At 70.2% G+C, this 17,675-nt stretch carries 13 protein-coding genes; 4 read left to right on the top strand and 9 right to left on the bottom strand.

Translation table 11 applies throughout. The features are described from left to right. Positions 1-4 precede the first annotated feature (4 nt). From C475_RS24490 to C475_RS18165, 3 genes are all read left to right on the top strand, one after another. Positions 5-166 (top strand): hypothetical protein, encoded by a 162-nt coding sequence (locus tag C475_RS24490; protein ID WP_006885337.1) that lies wholly within the window; start codon positions 5-7, stop codon positions 164-166. A 60-nt stretch (positions 167-226) separates the two neighbouring features. Beyond that, the gene (locus C475_RS18170) at positions 227-718 is read left to right on the top strand and encodes a DUF371 domain-containing protein (RefSeq protein WP_006885336.1); all 492 of its coding nucleotides are present in this window, start codon (positions 227-229) and stop codon (positions 716-718) included. Positions 719-814: 96 nt separating this feature from the next. Then, positions 815-1,654, top strand: a complete 840-nt coding sequence (locus C475_RS18165) for an endonuclease III domain-containing protein (protein WP_006885335.1) — start codon at positions 815-817, stop codon at positions 1,652-1,654. Positions 1,655-1,741: 87 nt separating this feature from the next. Here the strand turns inward: C475_RS18165 and C475_RS18160 are convergent, their stop codons facing one another. The 4 genes from C475_RS18160 to C475_RS18145 all read right to left on the bottom strand — a co-directional run bounded on the left by C475_RS18160 (position 1,742) and on the right by C475_RS18145 (position 7,490). Further along, entirely contained in the window at positions 1,742-2,818 is a 1,077-nt protein-coding gene (locus tag C475_RS18160) for a DUF1616 domain-containing protein (protein WP_006885334.1), read from the bottom strand. A gap of 4 nt (positions 2,819-2,822) precedes the next feature. Continuing rightward, positions 2,823-4,835, bottom strand: a complete 2,013-nt coding sequence (locus C475_RS18155; protein WP_006885333.1) for a hypothetical protein — start codon at positions 4,833-4,835, stop codon at positions 2,823-2,825. Further along, a complete protein-coding gene (locus C475_RS18150; RefSeq protein WP_049930872.1) occupies positions 4,832-5,764 on the bottom strand; it encodes a glycosyltransferase in 933 nt (310 codons plus the stop codon). The genes C475_RS18155 and C475_RS18150 overlap by 4 nt, the downstream gene beginning before the upstream one ends. A 301-nt stretch (positions 5,765-6,065) precedes the next feature. After that, positions 6,066-7,490, bottom strand: a complete 1,425-nt coding sequence (locus C475_RS18145; RefSeq protein WP_006885331.1) for an oligosaccharide flippase family protein — start codon at positions 7,488-7,490, stop codon at positions 6,066-6,068. 200 nt (positions 7,491-7,690) lie between these two features. On the opposite strand from C475_RS18145, the gene C475_RS18140 reads away from it, so the two are divergent. Further along, on the top strand, positions 7,691-9,007 hold the full coding sequence (locus C475_RS18140) for a sulfatase family protein (protein ID WP_006885330.1): 1,317 nt from the start codon (positions 7,691-7,693) through the stop codon (positions 9,005-9,007). Between the two features lie 149 nt (positions 9,008-9,156). On the opposite strand, the gene C475_RS18135 is transcribed toward C475_RS18140, so the two are convergent. The 5 genes from C475_RS18135 to C475_RS18115 all read right to left on the bottom strand — a co-directional run bounded on the left by C475_RS18135 (position 9,157) and on the right by C475_RS18115 (position 17,416). Continuing rightward, positions 9,157-10,443, bottom strand: a complete 1,287-nt coding sequence (locus C475_RS18135) for a right-handed parallel beta-helix repeat-containing protein (RefSeq protein WP_152436482.1) — start codon at positions 10,441-10,443, stop codon at positions 9,157-9,159. 412 nt (positions 10,444-10,855) lie between these two features. Continuing rightward, a complete protein-coding gene (locus tag C475_RS24975) occupies positions 10,856-13,168 on the bottom strand; it encodes a right-handed parallel beta-helix repeat-containing protein (protein ID WP_006885328.1) in 2,313 nt (770 codons plus the stop codon). A 283-nt stretch (positions 13,169-13,451) separates the two neighbouring features. After that, positions 13,452-14,948 carry a right-handed parallel beta-helix repeat-containing protein gene (locus C475_RS18125; RefSeq protein WP_161625213.1) on the bottom strand — a complete coding sequence of 499 codons (1,497 nt, stop codon included), beginning with the start codon at positions 14,946-14,948 and terminating at the stop codon, positions 13,452-13,454. A gap of 127 nt (positions 14,949-15,075) precedes the next feature. Next, positions 15,076-16,155, bottom strand: a complete 1,080-nt coding sequence (locus C475_RS18120; protein ID WP_006885326.1) for a DUF354 domain-containing protein — start codon at positions 16,153-16,155, stop codon at positions 15,076-15,078. Between the two features lie 4 nt (positions 16,156-16,159). Next, complete coding sequence (locus C475_RS18115) at positions 16,160-17,416, bottom strand: nucleotide sugar dehydrogenase (RefSeq protein WP_006885325.1); 1,257 nt, start codon at positions 17,414-17,416, stop codon at positions 16,160-16,162. Positions 17,417-17,675: the final 259 nt, after the last annotated feature.

The following is a 17,675-nucleotide window of genomic DNA, read 5'->3' as shown; positions in this document are numbered from 1 at the left end:
GGATATGTTGAGCGAGATAGCCTGCCGGTGCGAGGCGGCGAACTGCTCACGGAGGCTCACCGACGGCGACTGCATGCTCGTCTTCCGCACCAACGGCGGGGAGCGGCGGGCCTACGAGTGCGACTGCGGGCACGTCACGATCACCGTCGCCGCGCCCAGCGAGTGAGCCGGCCGCCGAGCGGGTCGACTTCGACTCCCTGAAGTAGCGGCGTCCGAACCCTCACGCATGAGCGACGACGCCGCAGTCGGGGGTTCCGGGACGGCCGACGAGTCCGCCGCCGAGCGCGACGGCGGGAAACTCGTCGAGGTCGTCCGTGCACAGGGACACGAGAACGTCACCGCCGAACACGTCAGTACGCTGGAGTTCACTAGCGACGACTTCCTCACGCCCGCCGGCGACTGCATCCTCGCGATCGAGGCCGACCGTGTCCCCACGGACTTCGACGACGCGTTCGTCGAGGCATGTCAGGCACACGGTGCGACGATCACCGCCACCATCGAAGCCGGCGGCCACACCCACGAGGTGACCGGGCGCGGCCACCCGGACTTCTCTTTCGAGAACGAGCGCAGCCACGTGATCCGCACGAGCGACTACGTCGACGACCGCACGGTTCTGGTGGGGGCGTCGGGCGCCGCGGCCGACGTGGACCGCGAACTGGTCGCCGCGCTGGCGGACGGCGCCGACGCGACGCTCACGCTCGAAGTCGAGCCTGCCTGACCGGGCACCTCCCGAACCGACGCCCGAGCGACGCTCGTCGTTGGGCGCCGCCAGCGCGTCTGCACCGTTAAGGGCCTGCGGGACTCGGTTCCGGATATGACCGAGGACCCCGAACCCGCGGAGAACATCAGCGGCGGAACCGCCGGCGGCGGCGAGGCCGCCGCCTTCGAGCCCGGCGACGCCGACACCCGCGCCGAGGCCGTCGTCGACCGCCTCGGCGACATCTACTGGCAGAAGGCCTACGGCGGGCGCGACGGCTTCGAGTGTCTCGTCCGCACGATTTTGAGTCAGAACACCTCCGACGTGGCGAGCCAGCCGGCTCACGACGCCCTGATGGATCGGTACGGACCCGACGGCGAGGCCGTGAGCGCCGCGGCCGGCGGCGACCTCGCCGAATCGCTCGCGGCCGCCGACCAGCAGGAACTGGCCGAGACCATCTCCTCGGCGGGGCTGTACAATCAGAAATCGGAGCGCATCGTCGCACTCGCCGAACGGATCTGCGAGGAGTACGGCGGCGCCGACGGGTTCGACGAGTTCGTCAAGACGGGCGAGCCGAACGTCGTCCGCGAGACGCTGCTGGACATGAACGGCGTCGGGCCGAAGACCGCCGACTGCGTCCTCCTCTTTTCGGGCGGTCGCGGTGGGGTCTTCCCCGTCGACACGCACGTCCACCGCATCGCCCGGCGGATGGGGTTGGCGCCCGCCGACGCCGACCACGAGGGCGTCCGCGAGGCGCTGGAGGCCGCCGTCCCCGAGGAGAAATGTGGCTTCGGTCACACCGCGATGATCCAGTTCGGCCGCGAGTACTGTTCGGCGCGGAAACCGGCGTGTCTCGACGACCCCGAAGCCTGTCCGCTGGCGGATCTCTGCGACCAGGTCGGCGTCTCGCCCGGAACGGGCGAAGTCGTCGACCCGGCGGAAGCCGCCGGGGACTAGGAGGAAACCGGTCGGCGAAGTGAAGGCGGAAGCGGTCGGCGGGGACGGCGGACTGGAGAGGGGTCCGCGGCGGGGCGGGTGCGAGGGTTAGCCGGCGGCGATCGCGGCGGTGGCGTCACCCGCTGCAGGCTCGTCTCCGGCGGTCGCGTTCGCGGCGGCCGTCGCTTCTTCGATCGGGTCGTCGGTGTACCACACCTGCAGCGAGCGGTAGGCCGACGCACGGGAGGGCACGTCGGGCGCGTCGCCGCGGTAGAGGTACGCCCGCAGCCGACTGGGCGCGTCGCCGGCGGCCGGTTCGGGGTCGAACTCCAGGTACCGGACTGCGTCGTCGCGTAGCGAGAGGTCCTCGCGGGCCCGTTCGGTCGCCGAACGAACGACGGTCACGTTGTCCCGGCGGTCGACCGTCTCGCGGACGAGCACGACGGTGTAGTCGGTGCGTTCGCCCTCGCCGTTGATGACCTCGACGTACATCGGCCGGTCGGCCTCAACGGCGCCGGTGTAGTTGGCGGTGACGTACTCGCCGGAGGCGTTCTGGGTCAGCGCGGCGAACTCGGTGAACTGTTCGTCGGTGCCGGCGGCGTTCGTGTCGGTCGTCGCGAGGACGGCCGTCGCGCCGACGGCGCTGGCGACCAGCAGGAGCCCGAGCACGAACGAGGCCGAGAGCCGCGGACGGAAGACGCGAGCGGCCGATCCGAGTCGAAGGGACGGGGCGTAGCGACGGTGCGCGGGCACCCGGTTGCGGCGGTAGGCCGCGACGGCGACGGCGGCCAGCGTCGCGACGGTGAGCCACGCGAGTACCGGGAGCGCTGCGATGCCCCAGGGGCTCGCGTTGACGGCTAACGCGACGGCCGCGACGACGGCGACGCTGGCCGCGACCGTCAGGCCGGCGCGGACGGGGGGACTGATAGCGTCGACCGACGACCCGTTCGCGGGCGAGGCGGTTGCGCGGGGCCGCCTGGGGTCGGAGCGGCTATGCCCGCGGGGGTACAGCGCGGCGACGACCGCGTACCCCGGCGCCAGCAGGACGACGGGGAGCCCCAGCGCGACGCGCAGCGCCGGGATATCGATCGACAGCGCGACGACGATATCGAAGACGGCGACGAGGACGACGACCAGCGCGAGGTCGGCGAGGCCGCCGAAACGTGGTGAGGACTCGTGGCTCATGGTGTCAGGCCCCCGGTCGAGTACACAGCTCGGCGTTCTGGTTCTGGTAGACCCGGTTGCTGCCGCCGGGACAGATCTGGTCGTGGGTGACTCGACGGGTCACGACGGCGCCGCCGGTGGTGACGAACTTCGGCGCGCCCGTCGACTGGTAGTCGCGGTAGACTACCCTGTCGTACGGCGGGTCCGTCCCGTCGACGCGAGTGAGGTTGATCGTGTCGCTGAAATACGCGCCGCTGCTCTTGAACGCCGTGCGCCAGGGGTGGTCGGTGAACACCGCGCCGGCGCTGGCGGGGGTCGTCTCGCCGATGGTCCCCATGGCGGCGATCTCCGACTCGGAGTAGGCGTACTGGGACCACTGGTCGTCGAAGGTCGGGTCGTCGAGCGTCGCCTTCTGGCCGGCGACCATCGCGAACGGGAAGACCAGCAGGAGGACGACCAGCACGGCCGCCGCGGCGCGGGCCGAGAACGCCGCCCCGAGGTGGTGCAGACCGACGGCGCCGACGACGGCCATCAGCGCGTACGCGAACGCGAACCACCGGCCGGGGAGGAACGAGCGGATCCCGAACAGCGGCAGCCCCAGCGAGAAGAAGAGCATCGCGCCGATGGCGATCACGAGGGTGTGCGAGGCCTGTGGCGAGCGGTGGCGTCGAACCAGCGCGAGGCCGCCCAGCACCGCCGCGAACAGGAGCACGAGGAAGCCGACGGCGTCGACGTAGGTCGCCACGCGGGTCATCAGCTGCGACGCCGTCTCGGTGCCGACGGCCGCGGTGGCGGCGCCGCCGCCCCCGCTCCCGGCGAGGTTCAGGAATCCCGCGGAGTTCCGTAGCGTCAGGACGACCAGTTCGACCATCCGCGTGAGGAACGGCTGGCCGTTCCAGGGCGTGGCCGCCCAGACCGCCCCCGTGAACAGGAGGTGGAAGGCGAACGCCCAGTGGAGGCCGACGACGCCGGGCGACGTTCGGGAGGCGCCGTCGGTGATCGGGTCGCCCGACTCGGCGCCCAGATCCATCGAGCCCGCGATCCCGGCCGGGTTCGCCCAGCCGGCGCGGCCGACGACCAGCTGGGCGACCACCGCCGACCCGACGAACACCAGCGAGACGAACGCCGACACCTGATGGGTGAGCGTGACCGCGACGATCGGCCCGCCAAGCAGCGCCCAGTCGGCGTAGCCGGTCTCGGCGTGGAGCAGGCGCGCGACCGCGAAGACGACGCCGAGGAAGAAGACGAGCCCGAGGCTCGTCGGGATGATGTGCATCCCCCAGCGGATCGCCTGGTCGGTCATCGCGAAGGCACCGGCCGCCACTAGCGCCCAGCGGGCGTCCACGAAGTAGCGGGCGGTCCCGTAGACGAGCAGCACCGAGAGTGCGACTGTACTCCCGACGACCAGGTACAGCGAGAGGCGTAGCGGGACGCCGAGCAGGTCCGAACCGACGACGGTCACCAGGTGGTGAAACGGGGCGAAGAAGTACTTCGCGCCGGCCAGCGGCGCGAGCGAGTCGGCCGCCTGGACGGCCGCGGCGTACTGGGTGACGTGTTCCCAGCTGTCGACGCCGACGAACCCGGGCGTCGTGAACAGGCCGGTGAACCGGACCACGAACGCGTGGGCCAGGATCTGGGCGAGCACGAGTCGTTCGTCGAGCGCGTCGTCGGCCAGGAAGACGGTCTGTAACAGGATGAACGCGCCGACGGCGCCGCTCGCGAGCAGAATCCCGAGGGTTCGCGTCCCGGCCAGCGCGGCCCAGGTCGCGACGGCGATCAGCGCGATCGCGGTCAGTTCGGCGGCTGCGACGCCGCTGGCGTCGATCGTCGGCTGTCGCCGCTCGATGTCGTCGTCCCGGCGGACCGAGAGGAGGTAGACGCCACAGGCCGTGCCGAGAACGACCGGCACCGTCCGGACGTACAGCGACGAGGTCAGCACGGCCAGCGGGAGCAGCCCTATCGCGAGCGCGAGGCCGACGGCCGCGACCGCGACGTCGAAGCGAGTGTCGGGAAGCCAGGTCGTCGGGTGTCGGTTCACGCGGCGCTCACCTCCTCGTCGAGGGCCCGCTCGTAGACGCCGAGCAGGTCCTCGCCCATGCGGTCGAGCCCGAACTCGCGCGCTCGCTCGCGACCGTTCGGGTCGGTTGACGGGGCGAGCGCGCCGGCCAGCGCGTCGGCCAGGCCCGCGTCGGTGTCGGCGACGGCCGAGCAGTCGACGCCGTCGAGCAGATCGGGCACGTCACCGACCGGTGTCGCGACGACCGGCAGGTTACACGCCAGAGCCTCCTTGACGGCGTTGGGCGACCCCTCGCGGTCGGAGGTGAGCACCATCGCGTCGGCGGCGTTCATGTAGGTCGGCACCTCCTCGTGCGGGACGCCCGAGACCGCGTGGAGTTCGAGCGGCCCCTCGACGGCCCCTCGCGTCCGCTCGACGACTCGCTCGGCGCGGGGGTAGTTCTTCTCGGCGCGTTCGGTGTCGTACGGGAAGAGAACGTGCGCGGCGTCGCCGTCCCAGCCGACGGCGTCGACGGCCTCTTCGCGGGGCCGGGGGGCGAACCGCTCGGTGTCGATCCCGTGGGGGACGACCGTCGCCTCCCGGTCTAAGGCGGTCGCCATCTCGTCGGACATGACGACGATCTCGTCGGCGAAGCGCGCGCACCGCTCACTGACGGGCCCGTAGCGGCCCAGCAGGTCCGACCCCCACAGCGAGAGCACGACCGGCCGCACCGGCTGGGCCAGCGCCGCCGGCGCTGTCAGGCCGTAGTTGGCGTGGACGAGGTCGATCTCCGGACCGCGAGCGGCCCTGAGTACGCGAGCGTAAAAGCGGACGTACTCCGCCAGCGAGCGCCCGCGCCCCCCGCCCGGGACCGGGACGACGGTGCAGGAGACTCCGTTGCGTTCGAGCACCGCTACTTGCTGTTCGAAAAACGGTCTGCGCGACGTGACCAGCTGAAGCGTTCGAACCATCTATCGTTCCACCGTCCGTCGTGACCCTCGCGACGCGGTCGGCCTCCGGACGGCGCCGCCCCGGCCGGTCGGCCGGTTCGAACCCCTCGACTGTACTGTACGTTCGAACCCGTTCACACCCGATCGTTCCCCGGTTCGTCCATTGTAATGATGCGACTACGCCGTTTATCACCGCGACTAACGACGCACGCGTGCGTTCGCGATCCCGTGGAATCCGGGATATAAACCCCGCTCACCCTGTTGGATCTCGGCCCAATGCCCGAACGAACGGGGCTCACTCGAACCGTCGGTCCGGCCGCGGTCAGGACCACGAGCCGGTCACGTCTTCGATCGCGGTGCGCATCTCAAGGCGGATGCCCTCGTGGGCGAGCAACAGGAGCGCGTAGACGGCGACGCCCGCCGCGACGCCGACGGCGACGCGCTGCCAGCCGCCCGGGAGGTACGGTTGCAGGGCGTAGACGGCGAGTCCCATGGCCGTTGCCGAGCCGACGCTCCAGGCGATCCGTCCCCACGGGACGACCACGTCGACGAAGCGGGTGACGTAGGTGAGCGCGACGACGGCCGCGGTCGCCGCCGACAGCGTCGTCGCGACGGCCGCCCCGAGGATACCGAACTGCGGCACCAGCGCGAGATTCAGGACGAGGTTCGTCACGATGGCAGCCATGCTCCCGCGGTAGCCCAGGCTCGGCTTGTCCATCGCGAACAGCGACGGGCCCAACACCAGCTGGACCGACCGCAGGATCTTCTCGGTCATGAAGACGACGAGGACGGGATAGGCGACGACCGTCTCGGGACCGAACAGCGTTCCGAGGACCTCCCGGCCGAGGACGACCGCGCCGGCCAACGCGGGGATCGTCAGGTACAGCGGGATCTGGAGCCACTGCTCGAAGGCCGACTCGATCCGGTCGATGCGGTCCTCGGCGTGCCACTGGGAGATCTGCGGGAACAGCGAGGTGCGGATCGCCTCGGTGAGCATCATCGCGACGCTGGCGACGCGCCAGGCGATCTCGTAGGCGCCGACGAGGTCGACCCCGACGAACAGCCGGAGGATCGCCACGTCCATCCACTGGTAGACGAAGCCGCCGACGTTCCCGATGAACACGTACCGGCCGAAGTCGACGAGGCTCCGCGCTCGCGCGACGCTGGGCAACGCGACAGCGAGATCCATCCGGACGAGCGCGCCCAGCGCCGTGACGAATCGCCCGGCGATGTAGGCGACGATGAGCGCCCTCGCGCCCCAGCCCTGCACGACGAGCGCGACGCCGACGGCCACCCACGTGAGTTTGCCGAGTACCTTCAGCGCGGCGTTCTTGTCCACGCGCATCTGCCCGGCGAGCAACCGCAGGGTCAGCCCGCGGCTCTGGGCGGCGACCAGGCCGAGGACCACCAGCGGCACGACCCCGGCCACGTCGACGTACGACTCGACTCGGGGCGTCAACAGGACCAGCGCGCCGATCCACGGGAGCATCAGCGCGCCCTTCGTGAGGGCGGCGGTCGTCAGGATCTCGCCGGTCGACCCCGTCGAGGAGAGCTGTTTCTCGGCAGCCTTCGAAATGCCCAGGTCGATCGGGATGCCGAGCATCCCGACGACCGCCTGGAAGACGAAAAACGACCCCATCGGGCCGGTGCCGAGCGTCTGGGTGAACCAGGCGATCGCGGCGAACTCGACGAGCGCGAGGACGATACTGCCGGAGAACAGCTTCAGGATAGAGTCTCGCAGGTTCATGCTACGTTCCGGGGGCCGCGCTCGACCGTCGGCCCGTTCGGTGGGTCGCTGCCCGCTGTCGCCTCGCGCGAACCTGAGTCATTCGTCTCCCCCGTCCGCGAGCGCTCTCCCTTGTTAAACGGCCGTTACCCACGAGTAGGGTCGAAGTATCGGGGTTTACGGTCGTCATAGCTAATGGCGAGAGCCCGGTCGAGCCGCGTATGGACCGAGCGCGCCCCAACGTGTTGTTCGTCTGTGTCGACGCGCTGCGGAGCGACTTCGCGTTCGGGGACTACGGGGCGGACAAGCCGCTCTTCGAGTTCTTCGAACGCGAGGGAACGGCCTTCGACACGATGGTCGCCGCGGCGTCGTCGACGACGCCCTGCGTCGCCAGCTACATGACGGGCACCTATCCGCCCGACCACGGCGTCCTCTCGCTGCGTGACTTCTCGCTCGCCGAGGACGCGACGACGCTCGCCGAGGCGTTCGACGCCGCCGGCTACGACACCTCGGCGTCGGTCACCGGCCCGATCACCGACGACACCGGCCTCAACGCCGGCTTCGACCGCTACGACTACCGCGAGCGCGACACCACCGTCTACACCGACTGGTTCGACGAGTACCGACGGGAACTCGACGAGGCCGAGGGGCCGTGGTTCAGGTACCTCCACCTCTGGGAGGCCCACGTCCACAAGGACCTGCCGCCGGACGCCGACGGCGACGAGATCGACTACGACGCGGCCGTCCGCGGCGTCTTCGAGAAGGTCCAGCGCCTGCTGGAGGTCGTCGACCTCTCGGAGACGGTCGTGGCGATAACCGGCGACCACGGCGAGGCGTTCGCCGACGGCACGTGGCGCCACCGCGCCGCTATCATCGGCTTCAACCAGGTCCCGATCCCCTTCACCGACAAGCGCACGCGCAACGTCCGCAGCGACGTGTACGACCAGTACCTCCGGCCCCGGGGCATCGAGACCGAGGAGTGGTACAACTCCCTGCGGAAGGCCAGCGCCACCGAGTTCCCCAACGCCTTCCACCGCATCGGCCACGGCTACCACGTCTACGACTTCCTCACCAGAGTCCCCTTCGCCGTCGCCGGCCCGGGCGTCTCGAACGGGGGTCGCGTGAACGACCAGGTCCGCTCGGTCGACATCTTCCCGACGCTGCTCGACGCCGCCGGGGTGGACCGGCCCGACGGCGTGTCCGGCCAGGACCTCCTCTCGGGGTCGATCGACCACCGACCGGCCCACGTCCGCGCCGTGGGCGCCTCCGGCGAGCGCGAGCGCTGGCTCGACGGCGTCCGCTACGACGGCTGGAAGTACATCCAGGGACGCAACCGGGAACTGTGCCAGCTGTTCGACCTCGAATCCGACCCGGAAGAGCTTGAGAACGTCGCCGACGAGTTCCCCGAGGTCGTCGAGCGACTGCGCGGGATCGTCGACGAACACGTCGCCCGCGAGCGCCAACTGGAGACGACCGCCGTCTCGGAGGGCGCCGAGCAGCGGATGACCAGCCGGCTCGAGGACCTGGGGTACCTCTGAGCGGTCGAGAGAAGAGGAGAGAGACGGCGCGTCCGCGGAGAGCCCAAGCGGGTCCGTTCCCTTACCGCGAGTGCATGTCTGACGGTCCGGCCTCGGTGGCCCGGGGTCGGCTCCGCGGCGACCGGCGTCGGTTCCCGGCGGCCGTTTCCTTACCGCGGGCAGCCGACCGTCGCGTCGGACGGCTGCTTCGGGCCGTAGTGGTTGGTGTCGAAGTTCACGTTCTTGAACGTGTTCGAGTGGGGCTGGATGATCGACTCCGTACCGCGGCCCGGCGCCGGCTGGCGCGGGTTGTGGAACCAGTTGTGGTGGATGTCGGCCACGTCGTCGGGCACCCCGCGGATGCTGACGTGCGACTCGGGGTCCTCCCCGGAGTTGATGTGTTTGGTCGGGACGAACGTGTTGTGGTGGATCTTCAGCGTCGTCGCCCCGGGGCGGTGGGTGCCGACCTGGTAGGCGACGGCCTTGTCGCCGAAGTGGTTGTAGCGGACTTCGTAGCCGGCGGTGCCCTGGTTGGCGACGGAGTGGCGATTGTAATTGAAGCGGTTGTATTCGACCAGCGTGCTGTCGCCGCCGATACAGAGGACGCCGTAGCCCAGCCCGTCCATCGGGTTGGAGTGGATGTGCGAGTGGTGGATCCGCGCCGAGTGCAGCAGCTTCACGGCAGAGTAGGTGAACCCGGAGATCTCGACGTTGTCGATCTCACAGCCCTTCCCGTCGACGACCACGCCGCTGTGGACCGGGCGTCGGTACTCGATGTACTCGTCGTTCGGTGCGGTGACCCGCAGGCCCGTGATCCGAACCTGGTTCCCGGTGCGCAGCGGCCCCTCGCCGTGGACCTCGTCGGCGCGGATCTCCCCGCCGTTCGCGCCGTCGATGCCCCGGTTCGAGGCGAGCGTCACGCCCGAGGGGACGGTTAGCTCCCGCTTACCGACCGCGATCGTCGCCGACGGGGCCACGTAGACTACGTCGCCGCTCGACGCGCCGTTCAGCGCCGTTTCCAGCCCGTCGATGTCGGAGACGACCGTGGTGGCCGCCGACTGCGGCACCGCATCGGGGTACCCCGTCCCGCCGCCCAGCACGTCGCTCGCCGTCGGGAGCGAGTTCAGCGTCTCCTCCTTCGCGACGGCCGAGGGGTCGACCCGGACGCCGTCGACCCGGAGTTCGAACTCGCCCTCGGTCGGCGAGAAGCCGGTGATCCGGCCCTCGAACGTGTAGGTATCCCGGCCCCACGAGCCGACCGCGCCGGTCGCGGTCCGGGTGCCGTCGTCGTTCTCGGCGACCGAGTCGTTGCCTTCGGCGTCGCCGCGGACGGCTTCGACCGCGCCCGTCGCGGTGAACTCGTAGTTCACCGGCTCCGAGCCAGTGCTGTCGATCTCGATCCGGCGCCGGCCGCCCGACCCCTGCGCGGCCCGCCCGCTCCCCGCGACCAGCGGCACGGCCACAGCCGCGGCGGCCGCCGTCAGAAACGACCGTCGCCCGAGCCCGCCGGAACCGCCCGGTAGGGACCGATTACGTCCGTCTCGTGTTTCGCCACCCGTCGGTTCGCTCTGGTTTCCGAACACCATATCGCGGTAAGTCACTGCTTCTGGGATAAGGCTACCTGCGCTCGCGGTGCGTAGACCCCACGGTTGCGCGCCGCTTCCGTACCGGATCCGTCCGGTTAGTTGCGGCTTCCCGAGCCTTTGCGTAGGAACGGCCTACCCGAGACGGCCGACGAGCGGGGAACGCGCACTCCGGACCCCCTCGAACGAGGTCCGCGGTCGACCGGGCAGAAACGGGTGGTTACCTCGCGTGCGCGCGGGAGACGGGGGCTGTCGGAGGTCCCGACGCGGGCGGGCCCGAGTCGCGTCAGGGACAGCCGATGTCGTCGTCGGCCGGTTCGTCGCTCCCGTAGTGGTTGTTCCGGTAGTCGAGGTTGGTGAACTCCTCGACGTGGGGCTGGATGATGGACTCCCTGCCGCGGCCCGGGTCCGGGCGCCGGGGGTTGTGGAACCAGTTGTGGTGGATGTCGGCCACGTCGTCGGGCACCCCGCGGATGCTGACGTGCGACTCGGGGTCCTCACCCGAATTGAGGTGCAGCGTGGGGACGAACGTGTTGTGGTGGATCTCCAGGGTCGTCGCCCCGGGGCGGTGGGTGCCGACCTGGTAGGCGATGGCGTCCTCGCCGAAGTGGTTGTAGCGGACCTCGTAGCCCGCGTAGCCGCGGTTGGCGACGGAGTGGCGATTGAGGTTGAACTCGTTGTACTCGACGAGCGTGTCCCCGCCCTCCTGGTTGCAGACGATCCCGTAGCCCAGCCCGTCCATCGCGTTGGTGTGGATGTGCGAGTGGTGGACGTAGGCGGCCTCCTGGAGCTTGACGCCGGCGTAGCTGAACCCGGAGATCTCGACGTTGTCGATCTCACAGCCGGTCCCCTTGACCGTCACGCCGCTGTGGACCGGGCGGCTGTAGTCGACGTACTCGGTGATCGGGCCGCTGACCCGCAGGCCCGTGACCCGCACGTCGTCGCCGGTCTGGAGGGGGCCCTCGCCGTAGACCCGGTCGGCGCGGATCTCCCCGCCGTCGGAGCCGCCGATACCGCGGTCCGAGGCCAGCGTCACGCCCGAGGGGATCGTCAGCTCCCGGTCAGGGACATCGATGCTCGCCGAGGGGTCGACGTAGACCACGTCACCCCTGTCGGCGCCGCCCAGTGCGGACGTGAGTTCGCCGCGCGAGGAGACGACCACGTCGGCCTCGGACTCGGGGACGGTCCCCGAGTAGCCGTCGCCGCCGCCCATCACCACGGCCGGCTCCGGCGGCTCGTACCCGCTCAGGTCGACGACGCTGCCGTCGATACGCACCTCGGCGTGGTCGACGTCGGGACCGAACCACAGCAGCTCCCCGTCGAAGGTGTACGTGTCGCCGTAGCCGTTGCCGGTGTAGCCGTCGGCGGTCCAGGTGCCGTCGGCGTTCTCGCGGACCGAGTCGTTGCCGCTGGCGGCGTTCTCCTCGGCGTCAGTGACTGGCCGTATCTCACCGGTGGTCGCGAAGCGGTAGTCCAGTTCGGAGGGGTTCTCGGTCGTCAGGACCTCGATCGTTCGCCCCGCCGTCGCGGACAGGTCGGGTTCGGACTCGAACTGACTCAGGTCGATCACGGCGCCGTCGACCCGCACCTCGACGAACGCCTCGACGGGGCCGAAGTCGGTCAGCTCCCCCTCGAAGGAGTAGGTGTCGCCGTAGCCGTTGCCGGTGTAGCCGTCGGCGGTCCACGTGCCGTCGTCGTTTTGGGCGACGGAATCGTTGCCGCTGGCGGCGTTCTCCGCGGCGTCGTAGTTCGGGACGATCTCGCCGGTGGTCGTGAAGGTGTAGTCCAGCTCCGAGGGGTCTTCGGTAGTGAGCACCTCGATCGTGTGTCGGTCGGGCCCGGACTCGAACCGGCTCAGGTCGACCGCGGCGCCGTCGACCCGTACCTCGGCGAACGCCTCGACGGGGCCGAAGTCGGTCAGTTCCCCGTCGAAGTAGTAGGCGTCGCCGTAGCCGTTGCCGGTGTAGCCGTCGGCGGTCCAGGTGCCGTCGTCGTTCTCGGTGACGGAGTCGTTGCCGCTGGCGGAGTCGTCGCCGTTGTCGTAGTCCGGGGCGATCTCGCCGGTGGTCGTGAAAGTGTAGTCCAGCTCGGAGGGGTCCTCGGTCGTCAGGACCTCGATCGTGTGTTCGTAGTCGGTGACGACGTCCCCGACGGCGACCGCCTCGCCGTCGAGGTAGAGTTCGAACGAGCCCGCCGCCGAGAAGTCGACGATCCGGCCCGTCACGCTGTAGGCGTCGCCGAAGCCGTTGCCGGTCTTGCCCGTGGCGGTCCAGGTGCCGTCGTCATTCTGCGCGACCGAGTCGTTGCCTTCCGACGAGTTGCGGCCGTTCCCGGTATCGGGGACGATCTCCCCTGTCGCGGTAAACTCGTATTTGACCGCGAGCCCGCCCGTCTCGGTCGGCTCGTCCGTCGAGACGATCTCCAGATGACGTGTGGTCGGCGCGGCGGCGGCCTCGCCGGCGAGAAGCGTGCCGGCGGCAGCGGCCCCGGCGCCGAGCTTCAGAAAGGAGCGGCGGCCGAACTCGTCGCCCGATGGTTGCCAGGTGCGACGAGTTTCCTCGCTCGTGCTATCCGGTTCGTTCTGGTTACCGTTCACCATATCGCGGGTAAGCCGTATCTACTGGGAAAAGGGTACCTGCGGGGACGCTACCCGATACGACCGGATCTCCGACCGTTGCGTTCGGTTCCGTACCGATCGGTTGCGGAGTCCGTGCCACGTCGCGACGGATACGTACCGTCGAGCGCGGCTTGCGAGCGGGCCGCGACGCGGGTCCGTCCCCCCACTTCGGCGGGCGACACGCGTCGCCGTCACGCGTCACGGGCCCGGTAAGCAGTCGTTACCGGCCGGTTACCGGCGGGCCGGGGACCGCCGGCGGTGCGGATCAGCCGTCGTCGTCGACGGGTGCCACCGTGGCCTGCCCGGGTCGCAGGGTCTCGATGGAGAGGTTCCGGCGGTCGACCGAGGCGTTCTTGGTCTCGATCGGGACGCCGGTCACTCGGATCGTCGAGTCGACGACGGCGCAGTTCTCGGAGTCGACGAACACGATCCCGCGGCGGTCTGCCCCGGACTGTTCGATCCGGCAGTTTCGCAGCGTCGTCCCCGGGCGATCGGCGATGTCGACGGCCGCGCCGCCGCTGGCGCCGCCGGTGACGGTGACGTTCTCGAAGGTCAGCGGCGCCTCCGAGCCGCCGTTGCTGGAGTCGGTCGCGTCGATCGCGTTGAAGTTGTCGCGGTCGACCGTGATCGTCGTGTCGCGGACCGTCGAGCTCCCGTGGACCGGGTGGTAGGAGATCGCGCCGAACCCGCGGCCCGCGTTCGCGCCGATCCGGACCTCGCAGTTCTCGACCAGTTGGTCGCTGCGGGCTCGCAGCCTGATCCCGCGGACGTTGAGGTGGCTCCGCGAGGGGCTCGGCGGTACCTCGTCGACGACGACGGTCACGTCCTTGACCGTCGAGCCGGTCGAGCCGATCCGGACGTTGGCGATGTTGTTGTTCTCGTAGCGGCCGCCGCGGACGTGGATATCGCCGTTGTTCCCGGTGTAGCCGTCGAGGGTCTGGCCCGGCGCCGAGGCGTACAGCCCGTTGTTCGGGAAGTTGGCGATCTCGCAGTCGCGGAAGGTGAGCGAGCCCGCGTGGTCCTTGCCGACGTAGATGCCGACGCCGTTACCGCCGTCGTGGCCGCCGTCGCGGGCGACGACCCGCTCGACGAGCCCCTTGCTCTGTGGGTTCCGCACCTCGAACCGATAGGCGACGTGCTTGCGCTCCCTGTTCCGGTCGGGCAGCTTCCCGTGGGTCCGGAGGTTCCGGGCGATGACGTTCCCCTCGGCGATCGTCCTGACCGCTCCGCCGACGCCGGACTCGGTGAAGTCGAACTCCAGGCCGTCGAGGAGGATGTCCCCGACGCCCCTGAAGTCGACGAAGTGGTTGCCGATCTCGTCTATCGGTCCGTTCGGGACGATGACGGTCCGCTCGTGGGGGATCGAGACGAGTCCGAACCGGGAGACGTCCTCGATCTCCATGTAGTCGAGCGCGTAGCGGCCGGCGGGGAAGTACACGAGCGTGTCCTCGGCGATCGCGTCGGTGAGCACGTCGTTGATCGGCTCACCCCCTTCCGGGTCGGCCCCGGCGTCGGCCACGTTGACGATCGAGTCGAACTGGTCGCCGTACTCGGCGACGACCTCCGGGATCGGAGTCGCGGTCGGCGACCCGGTCGCCGTCGGCTCGGCCGTCGCCGTCGGCGCGTCCGTCGGCGTGGCCGGGTCGATCCGCGTCCCGGCGTCCTCACCGTCGGTCGGATCGCGCTCGTCCGACCCGCACCCCGCCGCGCCGACCGCTATCGCGGCCGCTGCTGTCCCTTTGAGGAATCGTCGTCGTGACAACCGATCGGGGGCCATTTGATCGTTCGTAGCACCTCGGCGCATTTGTTATGTCTCCTGTACTTCCCGTAGGAGTCGTTTACCCGCCGGTCAGGTGTCGCCGGGGCTTCTCGCCACCGGCGCCCCGCCGTCACCGCTGCTCGGCGACCGGCCGCGGGGCGTCGACCTCGGCGGCCGGTCGCTTGGCAGGGCTATCGGCGATCTGCGACAGGATCACGTCCGTCGTGTCGACGCAGTCGGCGAGCAACCGCTCCCGGCGCCCGGCCCAGTCGATCCCGTCGTGGTCGGCGAGGATCGAACTCGCCTGCCGTAGCGCCTCGGCCTGGCGGTCCTCGCCAGTCGTGTTGACCACGAGGCCGTACTCCGACTCCAGGGCTTCGAGGTAGCCGAGTTCGAGCGTCGAGGCGAAGACGGCGGGCGTCCCTAGTACGGCGGACTCGGCGGCCATCGTCGCGCTCTCGCCGACGAACAGATCCGCGTGGGCCAACAGATGGTGCATGTCCTCGGGCGCGACGGTCGCCCGCCGGTCGGCGAGATCCGGCGGCAGGTCGGCCTCGGCGGTGATCACCACCCGCGTCCCGTGACGTTCGAGCTCGTCGACGACCGCGCGGGCGTCCGCGAACCCGCCGCCGCCCACGTCGTGCAGCGCGTCCCAGGCGACCAGTCGCAGGACGACGAGACGCTCGTCGGGGTCGATACCGGCGTCAGCCACGACGGATGGGTCGGGTTCGAACCGGTCGGGGTGGAGGTAGGCGAGTTCGTGGAACCCGGGGTAGGTGACCTGCTCGTCGCCCAGGTCGTCCATGTACGCCTCGGGCGTGCAGACGCGGTCGGCGAACGGGAAGGTGATCCGGTTCTGCAGGGTGGCGTGTTCGGTGTCGGTGAACACGACCGACCGGCAGTCGAGCAGCGTCGAGAGGTGGGCGACCGCCGGCTCGCCGATGGCGGTGACCACGTCGGGGTCCTCGCGGCGCGCCCGCCGGAGCAGGGCGATCTCGTAGCGCAACTGCGAGCGCGCCAGCGAGGGGAGCGAGTCGCTGGTCGGGGCGAGCACCTCGTAGTCGATGCCGTAGCTCTCCAGCAGGTCGGCGGCGATCGCCACGTCGCGCATGAACACGGAGACCTCGTGGCCCGCCGCCTCCAGCTCCGCGATGGCCTCGCGGAAGAAGTGGACGTGGGCGGGGTGCTGGATCGTCACGAAGACCCGCATCGGTTCAGACCTCCCCGACGGCCTCGTAGCGGAGTCCGGCCGCCTCGACGGCCTCGGCGTCGAAGGCGTCGCGGCCGTCGACGACCGTCGAGACGCCCAGCTCGGCGAAGCGCTCGGGATCCAGGTCCGCGAACGCCTCGTGGTCGGTGACGACGACCACCGCGTCGACCGGCTGGTACGGCGAGTCGACCGACGACTCCGCCGCGAGGATGGGGTCGTACGTCTCGACGGTCACGTCGTAGTCGGCCAGCCCCTCGCGGACCCCGAAGTAGGGGCTGTTGCGGTCGTCCGCGAGGTCGGGCTTGAACGCGCGGCCGAGCAACAGCGCAGTGGCGTCCTGCGGGAGGACCCGCTCGCGGGTGAGCGCGTCGACGGTCATGTCCGCGACGTACTCGGGCATCCGGCTGTTGATCGTGCGGGCGACGGTCAGCAGCTCGTGAGTGAACCCGGCGTCCTCGGCCTCGCCGATGAGGAGGTGGGGGTCGACCGGGATGCAGTGGCCGCCGACGCCGGCGCCGGGATCGAAGCTCATGAACCCGAACGGCTTGGTGGCCGCCGCCTCGATGGCCGAGCGGGCGTCCACGTCCAGCGAGTCCAGCGAGACGGCGATCTCGTTGGCGAAGGCGATGTTGATGTCGCGGAAGGCGTTCTCGACGATCTTCGAGACCTCGGCGATCTCGACGCTGTCGACCGGGTGGACCTCGGCGTCGAGCAGGTTGTCGTAGAAGGCGGTCGCCCGCTCCAGCCCCGGCTCGGAGAGGGCGCCGACGACCCGGGGGATCCGTTCGAGCGGCCACGCCTCGTTGCCGGGGTCGACCCGCTCGGGCACGGCCGCGAGGTAGTAGTCGGTCCCGAGTTCGAGCCCGTAGGTGTCGAACACTTCGGCGATCTCCCGGCGGGCGGTCCCCGGCGGGATGGTCGACTCGACGACGACGAGGCAGGGCTCGGGCGCGTCGCGGCTCCGCAGCCCTTCGGCGATGGTCTCGCTGGCCGCCCGCAGCGGACCCAGGTCGACCCGTTCGGCCCGGTCGACCGGCGTCGGGACGGTGACGAGGCAGGTGTCGGCCTCGGCGGCGACCGCCGCGCCGTCCGTGGTCGCCGAGACGCGCTCGTGGTCGCCGACCGCGAGGTACTCCTCGGCCTCGATCCGCTCGACGACCGAGGGGTCCACGTCGACGCACGCGACCGACCGCCCGCGCTCGACGGCCAGCTCCGCGACCTCCTTGCCGACGAATCCGACGCCGTAGATGCCGATGCTCATACGCCACCTCACCGGACCACCCGGGAATGTTATTATCAGCCTATGGACTATTACGCGGCGTCGACGGCGGCGGGCGCTCCGGTATCCTTCTGCTAGCGCCGCGACGCACTCGGCGACCGACTACCGAGTGTGAACGGGTGGCGTGCGGGGTCGTTCGCGGTGCGGTCGTGGCCTGTGACGACCGTTGCCGTTCGATCCGGTCGATAGCCGTCGCCGGGCGACTGGCGACGACGGCGAGTTACCCGGCTCTTACTTATTG

The organism is Halosimplex carlsbadense 2-9-1, from assembly GCF_000337455.1.
GTDB classification, from domain to species: Archaea; Halobacteriota; Halobacteria; order Halobacteriales; family Haloarculaceae; genus Halosimplex; species Halosimplex carlsbadense.
The sequence above is the reverse complement of the archived record's forward strand: the minus strand, read 5'-3'. Positions and strand labels throughout refer to the sequence as shown.

Bases quoted from the DNA above. Each gene is read 5' to 3' on its own strand.
- C475_RS24490 (WP_006885337.1), top strand. From the start codon at position 5: ATGTTGAGCGAGATAGCCTGCCGGTGCGAGGCGGCGAACTGCTCACGG.
- C475_RS18170 (WP_006885336.1), top strand. From the start codon at position 227: ATGAGCGACGACGCCGCAGTCGGGGGTTCCGGGACGGCCGACGAGTCC.
- C475_RS18165 (WP_006885335.1), top strand. From the start codon at position 815: ATGACCGAGGACCCCGAACCCGCGGAGAACATCAGCGGCGGAACCGCC.
- C475_RS18160 (WP_006885334.1), bottom strand. From the start codon at position 2,818: ATGAGCCACGAGTCCTCACCACGTTTCGGCGGCCTCGCCGACCTCGCG.
- C475_RS18150 (WP_049930872.1), bottom strand. From the start codon at position 5,764: ATGGTTCGAACGCTTCAGCTGGTCACGTCGCGCAGACCGTTTTTCGAA.
- C475_RS18145 (WP_006885331.1), bottom strand. From the start codon at position 7,490: ATGAACCTGCGAGACTCTATCCTGAAGCTGTTCTCCGGCAGTATCGTC.
- C475_RS18140 (WP_006885330.1), top strand. From the start codon at position 7,691: ATGGACCGAGCGCGCCCCAACGTGTTGTTCGTCTGTGTCGACGCGCTG.
- C475_RS24975 (WP_006885328.1), bottom strand. From the start codon at position 13,168: ATGGTGAACGGTAACCAGAACGAACCGGATAGCACGAGCGAGGAAACT.
- C475_RS18120 (WP_006885326.1), bottom strand. From the start codon at position 16,155: ATGCGGGTCTTCGTGACGATCCAGCACCCCGCCCACGTCCACTTCTTC.
- C475_RS18115 (WP_006885325.1), bottom strand. From the start codon at position 17,416: ATGAGCATCGGCATCTACGGCGTCGGATTCGTCGGCAAGGAGGTCGCG.